Here is a 13154-nt window from a genome sequence, read left to right on the forward strand (position 1 = left end):
ATCTGTCTGCCGCTAGCTGTGGCAATTCTTCCCAGGTAATGCCGTAGTTTTGTTGTAGCAAGCAGAAAGTGACATGCCCATGAATGAGCGTCAACGTGTTCGTCCGCAGCTCAGTGACGAGGCTTCCTCCTACGTCCGCGCCCTTATTATGTCCGGCAGCCTCCGGCCAGGAGCCCAAATACGGCCGGAGGTTTTGGCCGAGGCACTCCAGATTTCCACCACCCCAGTCCGGGAAGCCCTCCAGTCCCTCAGGGTTGAGGGTTTCCTGGAGCTGGTGCCCCGGAAGGGCTTTCAGGTGGCTCCCCTAACCGGCAAAGACATCCGTGACATCTTCCGGGTCCAAGCACTGATCGGCGGTGAACTGGCCGCACGTGCAACGCACAACGCCACCGACAAGGACCTTTCCGAGCTCGAAGCACTGCACCACGAACTCATTGCTGCTGCGGCCCGCCATGACGACGCCCTGTTGGAGGAAAAAAACCACGCCTTCCACCGTGAAATCAACCTCCTGGCGGATTCGCGGAAGATCATTTGGGCCATGGGCCTTGTATCCCGCTACGTCCCCCGCCGTTTCTACTCCAGCATCGAAGGCTGGCCGAAAGCCACGGTCGATGACCATTCCAAGCTCTTGGAAGCCATCCGGTCCCGTGATGCCCAGACGGCCCGGGCGGAAATGGAAGAGCACCTGATGCACTCCGGCGAGCTTCTGGCTGCCCATTTTGATGAGAGGGTCGCCGCCGAAAGACCTAGTGACGAATCCCCCGGGCTGGCCCGCGTCTAACTCCCTCTCCTCGCCGGTCATGCCGGGTCCGCACCGATGCGGGCCCGGCTTTTCTGTGTCGATTTCCGCAGGTTAAAGAACCGTCTTAAGGGACGGCTAAGAAAACCCCGATTCGCTGTTCACATCCGGGTGACCTGAGACACATTGGAGGTAGTTCCACGGCGAAAGCCTCGAACCGGCGGCAACGGCAGCAGAAGCCAAGCACCGCCGTATAGAACAAAGGAGTTCAAATGAACACTCAAAGTGCGCCGGCTGCACCCGCCAAGTCCCGTGTGGTGAGCAACGTCGTCAAAGGATGCCTAGGAAACCTGATCGAGTGGTATGACTGGTTCGTCTACGCCTCGTTCAGCATCTACTTCGCTGCAGAGTTCTTCCCCAGCGGTAACCCCACCGCCCAGTTGCTGTCCACCGCAGCCGTCTTCGCCGTCGGGTTCCTGATGCGCCCCCTTGGCGGATGGTTGCTGGGCATGTATGCGGACCGGCATGGCCGCCGGAACGCCCTCGCTGCTTCCGTTCTCCTCATGAGCGCCGGCTCGCTGACGATCGGGCTCACCCCGTCCTTCGACACCATCGGGATTTGGGCGCCTATCCTCCTGGTCTTCGCTCGGCTTATCCAGGGTCTGAGTGTCGGCGGTGAATTCGGCTCCAGCGCAACGTATCTCTCCGAAGTAGCCACGCCGGGCCGCCGCGGCTTCTTCTCCAGCTTCCAGTACGTTTCCATCATCATCGGCCAGCTCTCCGCCCTGCTGGTAATGATCCTGCTGCAACGCATCCTGACTCCCGAGCAGATGGGCGAATGGGGATGGCGCATTCCATTCATCATCGGCGCAGTTGCCGGACTGCTGGTCATGGTCCTCCGCCGTTCGATGGACGAATCCGAGCACTACAAACTTGAGAAGGCACGCAGCGAAGCCGAGACCGCGTCCACCGGCAAGAAGCCTGTTGGTTCACTGCGCGCTCTCCTACAGTACCCAAAGCAGCTCATCGCCGTCTTCTGTCTGGCCATCGGCGGCACAGTCAGCTTCTACGTTTACACCACGTACATGCAGAAATACATGGTCAATACCTCTGGCATCGCCAAGGAAGACGCCAGCGTTATCAGCTTCGTGGCGTTGTTCCTCTTCATGTTCCTGCAGCCGATCGCCGGCGGCCTCTCGGACCGCTACGGACGCCGGAAGGTCATGCTGTTCTTTTCCATTGGCGGAACCATTGTCACGGTGCCCGTGCTGACGTTACTTGCCGACACCACCAACGTCTTTGCCGCCTTCGGACTCATGATGCTCTGCCTGGTCTTCGTGTCCGGGTACACGGCCTGCGCCTCGATCGTCAAAGCCGAGATGTTCCCCACCCGTGTCCGCGCACTAGGCGTCGGACTGCCTCACGCACTCGTTGCCGCATCTTTCGGCGGAACTGTAGAGCCGATCGGATTGGCACTGAAGCAGGCCGGCATGGAATCCACGTTCTTCTGGTACGTGACGGGCTGCATTGCGCTGACTCTAGTTGCCTCGTTCATGGTCAAAGAACCGTCAAAGAACTCCAGCTTGGAGGCTGACCTCGCGCCGGCAGTTCCCACAAACAAAGTTCCTGTGGCATAAGGAAAGGCGCCCGATCTGAACCCAACAGGCGCTCTACAATAATTCACTAAAAAGTGGCCGGCCTCCCAAAGGAGGCCGGCCACTTTCTTGGCTCGTTGGCTATGCTCCTGACGGCTCGCGAGCAGCGGATGACCGGACCTCAACCCGGGCCCAGTCTCCTGCGTTCAACCTCGGGCCCCGCCGGAAGCAGACCGCCACCCTTCAGAACCATGACAGAGGTAGCCACGCTAGTTTCAGTACGGCGGCAATTACCGGAAGCTTGTTTGACAGAGGGAGCCGTGCCACAGGGCTTGAAACCCGAGGTTGACCCGCCGCGTCCGTTTGGCGACTCCAAGGGGGAACATTAGGCAGTCTACCCGTGCAGATATTGATCAACGCTCATTGTGCGCCCGAGGAACCAGCCGCTTGGCAGGACCGTCCCATCGTCGACTCCGGTTATGCCCGTCCGACTGAGGCAGTCACGCCAGTGACTTGCACGCCCCACGACGTCCGTCGCCAGCACGTCACCCATTTCTCGGAGCCTGCCTGCAACAAGACGTCTCGATCCTGCTCGACTATGGAACCTGGCAACGACCACGGCAACACGGCTGTGTCCCCTGAACGCGTCGCCCTAAGGGCATAGTTATTTCGTCCAACGACGCCGCCAAATGGCGACCGAGCGATGCAAACAGTGTCGCTATCCGAATGCACCACGGTTCCTGCAGGGTTGGGTGCCCGCACCACGTTCTCCAGTCCGGCCACGGCAAATGGGGACTTCATCCGCGAGTCCATCGAGTAGCCGACGATCCTGCCGGAATAGACGTCCTTCACGGCGTAGAGGTAGAAATTACCCTCGGCGGTGGGGTGTTCGGTGATGTCTGTCAGCCACAGCTCGTCCGGTGCCGCGGCGGTGAATCCCGCTCAGCCAGGTCATCGTGAAACGGTGGCCTGGGTCTGCGGTTCAGGCCGCGTTTCATCGAGAACGGCGAGCAGATTCCGCGCTCCCTGCATAGGCGCTGGACCCTGTTCTCGCCCGCTGTGATGCCGTTCTCCGGAAGTTCGTTGGCGATAAAACGGTACCCGATTGCCGGGTCTTCGGCGTGGATGTCAAGGGCGACGTTGACCAAGTGCGCATCGATCCAGTCCCGTTCGGTTACCGGGCTGGTTCTCCAACGGTATTAGCCTTGCGTGCTGAATCCCAACACCCTGCGGGGTCACCTCCACTGGAACACTGTCGGCGGCAAGATCCGTGACCAGCGGGTAGATCTGTAATGGTCGGTGGCCGGCCCGAGGTTGGCTGACCGGCTGGTCCCGGAGTACGGCGCGTGACTCAGGGTTTATACCCGCAACACACGGTGTCTTGAAAATGACTCGTCCGCACCATTCTCCGGGCACAGGCCTGCCCACACGGATGACCTGCTCAGAAGACTGTCCTTCACTTGGGTGTGACTCGTTACAGATGCGTCTCCAAGCGACTCAGGCAGGCTCCTGCCACCTCCGCGGAAATGGACCGTGCGATCGACTGGATTCGGCGGCGCACAGGTGGGGATAGGGTCTTCGCTGCCGTTGAGGGCACGTCTTCTTACGGTACCCGGCTCTCCCAGGCTCTCCTTGCCGCTGACATCGAGGTTGGCGGCCTCGGGCCTCCTGCCCGCTCATCCCATCGACGCCGAAGCCGCAGACCGTTCAGTCCTGGGGTGACCCACGATCATGTGATGGAGCCTAGTGCTGCAGGCACCCGGGCCGCGATCAGGATATTCTGCTGGCGTCGCGGTCTCTGCTCGATCACCAACGCACCGCGAACCGCAACGCCCTCACCGCCCTACTCCGCGGCACAGATCTCGGGATCGATGCGCGTTCATCACCTCGGGACACTCAGATCACCGCCATTGCAAGCCTGGCGGTCCTCACACACCACCGAACCCGTGATCCGAATCGTCCGCGCCGAAGCCAAACGCCTGGCACTGGCAGTCAAAGACCTCAACATCCAGGTCGCCGAAAATCACAAGGCCCTGGCCCAGCTCACCCAAGAATTGGCGCCAGGGCCTTAAGCGGTCTCCGGGTCAGGCCCGTAGCAGGAGCGATCATCACGTCCGCCTACGCCCACCACGGCCGCATCCGTTCTGAAGCAGCCTCCGCCGCGCTCGGCGGTGTCGCCACACGTCCGGCGTCCTACGGCAACACGACCCGGCACCGGCTAACCGCTCCGGAGACCGTCAACTGAACCGCGCCTTCGACGTCATCGTCCGCACCCGCATGAGTTCCAACACCGAAACCAAGAAATACGTGGCCCGGAACCGGGCAACAGGAAAATCAAACCTCGAGATCGGCCGGAACCTCAAACGCTACGTCGGCCGCTCCATCTGCCGCCAACTCCAAACCATTATGGCTTGACAGAACCCATAGAAGAGTCATTTTGAGTTGATGTCCCTGACCAGATAGGCAGCCGCCCGGCACAGGATCTCGTTCTCCTGCTCCAGCAGACGGTTGTGCTTCTTTAGCTCACGCATCTCGGCCGAATCACCGCTTGCCGGGCTGGCTCCGGATTCTTTACGTTCGGCAATGGCAATCCACCGCTTGAGCGTCGTGACTGACAGCCTGAAGTCCTTTGCAATCTGCGCCAGCGGCGCTTCGCCCTTGCGGGCCACATCAATAACAATCTGGCGGAACTCCGGCCCATATGCCGTGGGCAGGGTCAACACCCACGAGCACAAGCCCGCTAGGTTAAGGAGTCAACAAAAAAAGGGGGCAGTCCCGACACTTCCGGGAGTCGAGATGGATAGGTCGAGTGCAAGGGCGGCGTCTGCTCCGATTAGCCCTTTTGCCTTTGCCATGACTTGCTCATGTGTGGTCCGGGCGCCCGGTGATCCCCGAAATGAGGCTTCGCTTCGCTCGATTGTGGTTCCGTCCTTGAGCCTTACTCGCACTTCCGCCTGCCATACTGCTGGGAAGGCAGCTTCGAGGTCTTCGCTGAAGTAGCACACCACTTTTCGCAGCCATGACTCCAGCTGTCTAGCAACGGCTGGGGCATTGTCAAACTGGGCCACGGTGGCCTCTCCCGTGGCCAGCGCAACGGCCGCGCCGAATGGCATGCTGAACTGCGCGTCAACCGGTGTTTGGATAACGTATTTTCGTTCTGGCGGCTCGGACACGAGCGTGGCGCCCGCCCGCAGTACTGCCGTCTCAATCGTTTTGATGTCCTCAATCTTCAAATCAGGATTCTCACGGCGGATGTCGCTGAGCAGATCTATGTTGCCGTGCATATAGCGGCAGCAAGGGTAGAACTTGATGCTTGTGGCCAGGGCGTTTCGGCCGTACTCAAGATGCAGGGAGCGTCCCTCGACCAGACCCCGACCGTATTGACCAAGGAAACCGTCACGGCCCTCAATTGCAAGTTCAGGAGCAGTGAATCCCTGTTGGGAAAGCTTGGCACTGCGAACGCCGGTGGCAGAGGCATGGCCGGCATTCAATCGCTTGGTCCAGGAGCCATCGGACAAAAATTCGAGCGAACCTGCCGCGAGATTGGCTGATATCGCTATTGCCATTGTGGTCTCGTCTTCCGAGAGACCCAGGAGCGTGGCGACGGCGGCCGCGGAGCCAATCGCCCCGGATATGCCGGTCGGATGAAACCCACGCCGTAGCTTTCAGCGGCTCCCACGAGTATGCCGATTTCGCACATGACATCGTAACCAACAGTCGCTGCGTGTAACACGTCGTCGAGGGTGTGCCCTTGGTCGTCTGCGACCGCGAGCAAGGCGGAGAACACGACAACACCCGGATGCAGAGACGCCTCTTCGAATGTGTCATCGAGTTCGAGTCCATGGCCGGTGATTCCGTTTACGAGGGCTGCGTCTTGGACGGACAAGAAGCGCTCGGTTCCGAGGACCCGAGCGGGTTTATCGTTGGTTCGTATTCTGGACGACGAAACTGATCGGCGCGCCGCCTTCGCCGACTCTCGATCTAAGCCGCCTTCGGTCACGGCAAGATAATCCAGTAGGAGAAGTCTCATCCAATCGGAGATTTCTTGGGTTGGTGGGTGTTGGGTGGTGGCATGGATGGCCAACTGACGGGCATAGCTGGGGTTCTTCATGTTTCTCCTAGGATGACCATTGCGTCCGGAAAAGTACGTCTGTTCTCCTTTGGTGGTCGGCTGGAAACCATCGAGACGCGCCGGGTGTCCGATCCGGCATCACTCGGCGATCCGTACGGTGTCGAGATCTTTGCCAAGGAAGTCAAAATAGGAGCCTGGATCAGCTAAGGCAAGGTGATGGAGAAGAACTTGCGCGAGGCCATTTGGCATCGCCGGCTCCGTAACCGGCGTGATCAAGGGCAACGGACTGGAGCCGGGGTTCATGTTCAATCCTCTAATGGGTGTGTTGCAAGGGCAGGGTGCTCAAGCGAGAGTGGGCGGCATGCCATCATCTAGGTCGGAAAGCTGTCCTCCGCGGCTGTCTGATTTGGCACAGGATTGACGCGCCGACCGGCCCCCATCACCCAAGCAGTCGTCGCAGGCGGTGGAGCCGGTCGCGCTCAGGTTCGACGCGCAGCACAGTACGTCATTGTTCGGTAATAGCTGGGGCCGATCAGGGCATGACGTCACCGGAGTTGGGTCCCAGGGTCTGACCTACGAATAGATTGCCGCCAGGATCGCTGGCCAGGAGTAGCGCAGTAGGCGCAACTTCTGCGGGTTCTCCGAAGCGGCCGAGGGGAAGTTCAGCCCGTTTAGCCGTTTTCCAGTCTTCGGAGACACCGTCAACGAGTGGCGTTCTGATGGGTCCGGGAGCGATGGCGTTCACAAGGACGTTGTCTCCAGCTACTTCCAGGGCGAGGGACTTCGTGAGTCCGATGACTCCTGCCTTGGCGGCGCTGTAGTGACAGAGCCCGATTCCACCCTTGATGGCCAACTGCGAGGAGATGTTGATGATGCGGCCCCACCGTTGCTCGCGCATGGATCCGATGACTTCACGGCAGCAAAGGAAGACGCCGGTGAGGTCGACATTGATTGTTTCGTTCCAGAGGGACAGCTCCATTGATTCCACGGGGGCCTGAGTAAGCAGCCCTGCGCTGTTGACGAGGATTTGGGGCGCTCCTATCAGCCTCCTGGCGACTGCAAATGCTTCCCGGACGCTGGCTTCATCTGCAACGTCCATGCTGATGTGGCCCTTTTCTGGCCTATGGTCCAGAATGGCGACATTGTCGCCGTTGGCGATGAATAGTTCCGCAATTGCCTTGCCAATGCCGCTGGCTCCGCCTGTCACGACGACTGCCCGGCCCCCACTCACTTGGGAGGTCCTAGTGTTCATATAATTTCCCTTTCAATGAAAACCTCAGGCCCGCATTTTCACGGTCAGGCCGCCATCAACGATGAGCGGCTGCCCGGTGACGTACTGGGCGTCGGTCGAAGTCAGGAACCCGATCACACTGGCGACTTCGGCGGCGCGCCCCACTCTCCCCCACGGGATGTCTCTGCCGGCACGTTCTAGACCTGCGGCGCCGATGGAGTTGACAGGGTCCAAGGACTGCGGAGTTTCGATGAGTCCCGGAATGACGGCATTGACTCGGATTTGCCGGTGGCCGAGTTCGACAGCCAGACTTCGGACGAGACCCAGTACTCCAGCCTTCGCGGCTGCGTAGTGAGCATGTTCCTCCCAACCGTAGACGCCCCCGGCGATGGAGGAAATGGCGACCATTGATCCGCCTTTCCCCGTGTGAACGGCCCCGGCGCGCAGTGTGCGCAGCACGCCGGTGAGATCCACGTCGAGCATCTCCGTCCAACGTTCATCAGATAACTCTTCCAGCGGCGCGTTCCGAAGGATGCCGGCGTTGGCGACCGTGTAGTCGAGTCTTCCGTATTCATCAACGGCTCTTTGTGCGAAGCGGTTGACAGAGGGTGTGCTGCGGACATCGACCTCATGGATGACTGCCTCACCGCCTGCTTCCTTCACAAGCCGCAAGGTTTCTTCGGGGTCGTGTGGATCGCCGGGAAAGGTGCCGATGACAGTCTGATCGCCGCGTGCGGCGTAGTGAACGGCCAGCGCACGTCCGATTCCGCTGGCAGCTCCGGTGATGATTGAGACTTTGGGATCAGATGCCATGGGGCTCCTCCAGAATGACTTCGATGGGCGGTTTGGTACCGATCATCAGCAGGCCCGATCCGATCAGGCCGAATGCGCCGATCCAGAGTGCTGCTGATCCGGTATCCGTGGCAGCGACGACTGCGGTGAACAGGATCCCGCCTAGGATGGTGCCTGGCTGGCTCATCGCGCCGATGAAGGACGTGCCCGTGGCCCGGCAGCTGACCGGGTAGCACTCGGCCAGGAAGTACTGCATGGCCGCATAGGGACCGACCATGAAGAAGAGGCCTGCACCGTAGGTGATGATGATCATGAGCGGGCTGTCAACGAGCGGGCTGAGCATCAGTGCGAAGAAAATTCCCGAGAGGATCCAGCCGCCGATAATGGTTTGCTTGCGACCGATCTTGTCGCCGATCCAGCCATGCAGGATGTAGCCCAAGTAGCCGATCAGGTTGATGACGATGAGCATCCAGAAAGCGTCGGATAGTTCGACGCCCTTGGCGTTCTTCAGAACTGAGGTGCCCAGGATGCTGAAGATCAGGATCCCGAAGAAATTGAGAATCCATGCCAGAGAGAACATGATGGTGTTGCGGCGGAGGTGCGCTTCCCAGATCCGCTTCAAGGGTGCAGTCGAGGAGTGTTCCACGCCATAGGACTGTGCCAAGGCGTGCGCCTCGTCGGACTGGCCGTGCTTCTCAAGTTCGGTGAGTTTGTGGTGGAGCTCAAACTGCGGCGTCTCCTTGAGCTTCTTGGCAATGACCCAGACGATGATCGCAGCAGGTATAGCTGCCATCAAGTAGAGCGCACGCCACCCGAGCGTGGGCAGGAAGGCTAGGGCCAATCCGCTTGCCAATACGAAACCCAGCGGCCAACCGCCCTGGATAAAGGAGTAGTGGAAACCTGGCCGCTTGCGCTTGTCGGCGACCTCGGTGACTTGGTAAACCTCGTTCATGTACGTGGCGTTGACGGCCTGTTCGGAGAATCCGAGGCCGCCGAAGGAACGGATGAGCACCAACAAGCCGTTGCTGAGGAACGGGATTCCGGTCGGGATCAGTGCAGTCAGACCGGAGACAATTGCGGTTCCGCCGATGGTGGTCATCATGCCCTTGCGGCGGCCGAGCCGGTCAATGACTGGTCCGATGCCGAAGCAGACAAAGGCGGTGCCGACGGCGACCCACGTGTTGATGGTGTAGGCCTCCGTTTCGGTCCAGCCGAAGTCGGCCTGCATCGCCGGTAGAAGGGTCCCAAAAAGACCGTAATCAAAGACGGCAATCGTCCAAGCAAGGAGAGCGAGGACGGTGGCGATCGTGGTTTCGCGTTTGGAGAAGCTAGGAAGCTTCCGCTTTTCATTCTGGGTTGGCGGCGTCAGATCGACGCTGTCCGTTTCGATGCTCATTGGGGCCTCTCAGGTGACTGAAACGAAGGGTAAAGGTCTAGACGGGCTGCGGAGGCCGTCGGGAGGTTTTGCGCCGGCTTCGAAGCTCAAGAAGCGAGCAGGTATGCAGCGGGGAGCAAATCCATAGTGTAATGAAGATCACGCATTGGATTGCATGAATCGTAGACATAACCTGCCAGCTTCGTCAAGGGATTCCTTGGAGGCCCTGAAAATACAGGACTAGTCACTTTCATGAGGTCACATCCTCATCACGCAATGGTTTGCAGGGCTGCATGATCGAGACGATGTATTGATGCGCGATCACCCTGCTATAGCCGTGTCTCCGTGGGAAGATCCGCTGGCAGTTCTGGGACCCTGAACCTCCAAGGCGCCCCTGATCTGGGCGGTTGGCTCTTATTGGCTGGACGAAAAGCTGCTGAATGGACGCGGATGCGTCCCCGGATCAGGTCCGTTGCATTATGCACTTCTTCAGCCCGAATGGTGCCACGGCGGCACCACGGCGTGGACGCAGAGTGAACGTTCGAAGGGGTGCGGAGGCCGATTCTGGAGTGTCCGGTCGTGGTGGTGACGGGCGTAGTGGCCGGACCTGAGGCAGAATCGTCCCCGCAACTCAGGCTCGCCCTTCAGGGAGCGATTCAGAAGGATTGTCATCGCGTACCCGCAGTCTGGAAGTGGGTCGAGCTGTCCTTCCAAGCCCGCCAGCATCTCGGAGGTCATGGATGTTCCCGAGTCCGTGTGCACGACCTCGGGGTGCCGTAAATCTGGAAGTTCTCCTTGACATTTCTACGGCCAGCGCCCCGTACTTGGTGACGTGGACGTGCGTTCCGACGATGATTGACCTGGCTATTTTCTTCAAGCACCCGCTAAAGGGTAGACAACGCTCCCAATTAGATTCGCTGAACCGACTCACCTAGACCTGCATGGTTCCAGATCAACCAACCGGGGGAATTCAGCGCCTCCGCGATCCCCGCCCCGTCGGCGGCGCTGAGACTATTTCCGCGGCGCTTCCGAACCCGGCGGGGCCGCAAGGCTCAACCATCGGTCGAATCCGGACGGTCCTTGAAACCAACGGCGGATGCCGTCAGGACGACGGAAATCAATCCATACGTGTCTGTATGCGTTTTACAGGTGCACCCGACCCGCGTCGTCCGCTGGCTGATTCCCGAGCGTAGAGGCACGGGGGATCAGTTCCGGCTCAAGTAGCTGCGACTGAGCCTTCTTGCCATTGATTGCCTCGATCAGCATCAATGCACCTTTTCGCCCCATCTCGAACATTGGCGATCGAACCGAACTCAGCGGGACAGGGAGGTACTTCGAAAGTGGCACGTCGTTGTATCCGATCACCGCAATGTCTTTTCCGGGTGTTCGCCCATGATCCCGGATGGCGCCCATGACGCCGACGGCTGCAAAATCATTTATTGCAAAAATGGCTGTAATCTCCGGGTTTTCGTGAAGGAGCCGAGCCGCGGCCTCATAGCCACCAGATGCATCTGTCCCAGAATTGATTATGCACCCCTCGGGGACCCTTAAACCCGCCATGAGATACTTCTGGACGAACCCATGGCTGCGCTCGACGCAGGTGCTGGCGAAGCTGGGTCCAGCCACTATGCCGACGTTTACATGCCCCAGGTCGAGCAGATGGGAAGCTGCCAGCGCGCCCCCCAGGACATCGTCTGTGGTGACCGAGGGGTGACCCGCCAGCCTTCTGTTAACCAAGACGTATGGAATTCCCTGGCGCTTGAGAATCTGAACCAGCTCATCCCCATCGATCCTGGCGTCGCCGAGGATAATTCCGTCAACCCGACGAGCTTGGAACTCGCTGAGCTTGCTGCGCCGGAGTTCAGGATCATCTTGGGTATTTGAGACGAAGGTACTGTATGTGGACTCGTGGGCTCCTGCGTCAATGCCTGCATAGATTTCGGCTAGCACCATGTCCATGAGGTTGGGCACGAGCACGCCCAACAAGTTGCTGCGTCCGGTCCGCAGCTCCGCCGCGGCGGGGTTTGGTTTGTAGCCCATCTCTGCTGCCATGGTTCGAATTTTCTGCACAGTTTTCGCGCCTACGCCCCGGCCGTCGGCAGTGAGTGCCCGCGACACTGTCGATTGGTGTACCCCTGCCCGGCTGGCTATCTCTGCCAACGTTGGGGACTTACGATCTATTTCGGGGTTTGTCATGAGCCACTTTCGTTCTACGCGACGGCGAAGCAGAAACCATCTAACGCAATCTTACGCAAAGGCTTGCACGGTTGCACACGGCATCACAGTGCTTAGCCGATCGGCCTCCGCCGCCTAGCTGTACTAACCCGGTTGGTTGGTGACGCGGCTGGCAGGTGAGGCGCCTTTGAGTGCGGTGTGTGGCCTCATGTGATTGTAGTGCTCGATGAAGTCCGGGTAGCAGGCTTGGCGTGCGGCCTCTGAGGTGTAGGTCTGGGCGTAGGCCCATTCTTCTAGAAGGATGCGGTTGAAGCGTTCTACTTTGCCGTTTGTCTGGGGTCGGTAGGGTCTGGTGCGTTTGTGTCGGATACCTGCCTCCGTCAGGGTCTGAGCAAAGAGTCGAGACCGGTAGCAGGAGCCGTTATCGGTCAGCACGCGCTGTATCTTCACCCCGTGGGCTGCGAACGCGGCGATCGCGTTACGCATGAAACTGGCGGCGGTTTCCTTGGTGTCATCGGCGCGGATCTCTGAGTAGACGTAGCGGGAGTGGTCATCGACGGCATGGTGGATGAACGTGAAACCACGGAGCAGGCCCCTGTTCTACGGGCGCCCTCGGCAAGGTTTCGGGCGCGAGCGTGAGCCTCTCCCGCTACACGTCCCAGGCCCCAGTGGCCCCCGTCGTCGGGGATCCTGCCGAGCTTCTTCACATCGACGTGGATCATCTCCCCTGGCCGCGCGTACTCATAGCGAGGGGCTCGTTCCTGACGGATTTCAGCCGCGCGGCGCAACGGTCCGTGTAGCGCAGCGGCGCGCAGCGGCGCGCAGTGGTAGGGGCACAGGATCCGATGAACCGTGGAGATGTTCAAACCCAGGTGGTAGGCGATCCTGGCCGGCCCCCAACGCTTGGATGTCCGAAGGCCCACGACGCGATGTTCTGTCCGCACTGAACTGCGGTGCGGGCAGCTCAGCGGTCGGCTGGGACGATCCAGCATGCCGGCTTCCCCGAGCTCGACGTAGCGTTTCGCCCAGCGGGCCGCGGTCGGCACGGAAACATTGAAGCATTCAGCCGCGCGGCGCAACGGCAAGTGACCATCCACCACACACCGGGCGAGTTTCAGACGACCGGCAGGGGTAAGGTTCGCGTTAGAGTGGGACACGAGGACCCCCTGGATTGA

11 protein-coding genes and 4 pseudogenes are annotated in these 13154 nt (G+C 60.0%); 5 read left to right on the forward strand and 10 right to left on the reverse strand.

The features are described 5' to 3' along the window. Positions 1-79: 79 nt before the first annotated feature. Positions 80-781 (forward strand): GntR family transcriptional regulator, encoded by a 702-nt coding sequence (locus AB4Y77_RS21235; protein WP_442015252.1) that lies wholly within the window; start codon positions 80-82, stop codon positions 779-781. A 230-nt stretch (positions 782-1011) separates the two neighbouring features. Continuing rightward, the gene (locus tag AB4Y77_RS21240; protein WP_442015253.1) at positions 1012-2376 is read left to right on the forward strand and encodes an MFS transporter; all 1365 of its coding nucleotides are present in this window, start codon (positions 1012-1014) and stop codon (positions 2374-2376) included. A 678-nt stretch (positions 2377-3054) separates the two neighbouring features. Here the strand turns inward: AB4Y77_RS21240 and AB4Y77_RS21245 are convergent. Continuing rightward, positions 3055-3630, reverse strand: a pseudogene (locus tag AB4Y77_RS21245) (DDE-type integrase/transposase/recombinase); the annotation flags it as partial. Positions 3631-4070: 440 nt separating this feature from the next. Between AB4Y77_RS21245 and AB4Y77_RS21250 the strand changes: the two are divergent. Together AB4Y77_RS21250 and AB4Y77_RS21255 are read left to right on the forward strand one after the other, a co-directional pair. Further along, on the forward strand, positions 4071-4406 hold the full coding sequence (locus AB4Y77_RS21250) for a hypothetical protein (protein ID WP_442015254.1): 336 nt from the start codon (positions 4071-4073) through the stop codon (positions 4404-4406). Between the two features lie 205 nt (positions 4407-4611). Then, on the forward strand, positions 4612-4749 hold the full coding sequence (locus tag AB4Y77_RS21255; protein WP_442015255.1) for a hypothetical protein: 138 nt from the start codon (positions 4612-4614) through the stop codon (positions 4747-4749). 20 nt (positions 4750-4769) lie between these two features. On the opposite strand, the pseudogene AB4Y77_RS21260 reads toward AB4Y77_RS21255, so the two are convergent. The 4 genes and pseudogenes from AB4Y77_RS21260 to AB4Y77_RS21275 all read right to left on the reverse strand — a co-directional run. After that, positions 4770-5048 (reverse strand): annotated as a pseudogene (locus AB4Y77_RS21260) (transposase); the annotation flags it as partial. A gap of 39 nt (positions 5049-5087) precedes the next feature. After that, complete coding sequence (locus AB4Y77_RS21265; RefSeq protein ID WP_442015271.1) at positions 5088-5744, reverse strand: hypothetical protein; 657 nt, start codon at positions 5742-5744, stop codon at positions 5088-5090. Beyond that, positions 5721-5978 (reverse strand): annotated as a pseudogene (locus tag AB4Y77_RS21270) (MmgE/PrpD family protein); the annotation flags it as partial. The pseudogene AB4Y77_RS21270 and the gene AB4Y77_RS21265, both read right to left, overlap by 24 nt. Then, entirely contained in the window at positions 5891-6445 is a 555-nt protein-coding gene (locus AB4Y77_RS21275) for an MmgE/PrpD family protein (protein ID WP_442015256.1), read from the reverse strand. The pseudogene AB4Y77_RS21270 and the gene AB4Y77_RS21275, both read right to left, overlap by 88 nt. Here AB4Y77_RS21275 and AB4Y77_RS21280 point away from each other — a divergent pair. Continuing rightward, positions 6407-6613, forward strand: coding sequence for a hypothetical protein (locus AB4Y77_RS21280; protein WP_442015273.1), 207 nt, complete (start codon positions 6407-6409; stop codon positions 6611-6613). The genes AB4Y77_RS21275 and AB4Y77_RS21280 overlap by 39 nt on opposite strands. A 325-nt stretch (positions 6614-6938) precedes the next feature. Here AB4Y77_RS21280 and AB4Y77_RS21285 read toward each other — a convergent pair whose 3' ends face one another. From AB4Y77_RS21285 to AB4Y77_RS21305, 5 genes and pseudogenes are all read right to left on the reverse strand, one after another. After that, complete coding sequence (locus AB4Y77_RS21285; protein WP_442015257.1) at positions 6939-7658, reverse strand: SDR family NAD(P)-dependent oxidoreductase; 720 nt, start codon at positions 7656-7658, stop codon at positions 6939-6941. A gap of 24 nt (positions 7659-7682) precedes the next feature. Next, positions 7683-8450, reverse strand: a complete 768-nt coding sequence (locus AB4Y77_RS21290) for an SDR family NAD(P)-dependent oxidoreductase (RefSeq protein ID WP_442015258.1) — start codon at positions 8448-8450, stop codon at positions 7683-7685. Beyond that, positions 8440-9825: an MFS transporter gene (locus AB4Y77_RS21295; protein ID WP_442015259.1), complete on the reverse strand. Its 1386-nt coding sequence runs from the start codon at positions 9823-9825 to the stop codon at positions 8440-8442. Before AB4Y77_RS21295 ends, AB4Y77_RS21290 begins: the two co-directional genes overlap by 11 nt. 1122 nt (positions 9826-10947) lie before the next feature. Beyond that, entirely contained in the window at positions 10948-12000 is a 1053-nt protein-coding gene (locus AB4Y77_RS21300; protein ID WP_442015260.1) for a LacI family DNA-binding transcriptional regulator, read from the reverse strand. 123 nt (positions 12001-12123) lie between these two features. Beyond that, positions 12124-13136: pseudogene (locus tag AB4Y77_RS21305) on the reverse strand (IS481 family transposase). Positions 13137-13154 lie beyond the last annotated feature (18 nt).

It is taken from the genome of Paenarthrobacter sp. YAF11_1 (assembly GCF_052113445.1).
Lineage (GTDB): Bacteria > Actinomycetota > Actinomycetes > Actinomycetales > Micrococcaceae > Arthrobacter.

Coding starts and splice junctions, on each gene's coding strand:
- AB4Y77_RS21280 (WP_442015273.1), top strand. CDS start 6,407: ATGGATGGCCAACTGACGGGCATAGCTGGGGTTCTTCATGTTTCTCCT.
- AB4Y77_RS21285 (WP_442015257.1), bottom strand. CDS start 7,658: ATGAACACTAGGACCTCCCAAGTGAGTGGGGGCCGGGCAGTCGTCGTG.
- AB4Y77_RS21290 (WP_442015258.1), bottom strand. CDS start 8,450: ATGGCATCTGATCCCAAAGTCTCAATCATCACCGGAGCTGCCAGCGGA.
- AB4Y77_RS21300 (WP_442015260.1), bottom strand. CDS start 12,000: ATGACAAACCCCGAAATAGATCGTAAGTCCCCAACGTTGGCAGAGATA.
- AB4Y77_RS21240 (WP_442015253.1), top strand. CDS start 1,012: ATGAACACTCAAAGTGCGCCGGCTGCACCCGCCAAGTCCCGTGTGGTG.
- AB4Y77_RS21295 (WP_442015259.1), bottom strand. CDS start 9,825: ATGAGCATCGAAACGGACAGCGTCGATCTGACGCCGCCAACCCAGAAT.
- AB4Y77_RS21275 (WP_442015256.1), bottom strand. CDS start 6,445: ATGAAGAACCCCAGCTATGCCCGTCAGTTGGCCATCCATGCCACCACC.
- AB4Y77_RS21250 (WP_442015254.1), top strand. CDS start 4,071: ATGGAGCCTAGTGCTGCAGGCACCCGGGCCGCGATCAGGATATTCTGC.
- AB4Y77_RS21255 (WP_442015255.1), top strand. CDS start 4,612: ATGAGTTCCAACACCGAAACCAAGAAATACGTGGCCCGGAACCGGGCA.
- AB4Y77_RS21235 (WP_442015252.1), top strand. CDS start 80: ATGAATGAGCGTCAACGTGTTCGTCCGCAGCTCAGTGACGAGGCTTCC.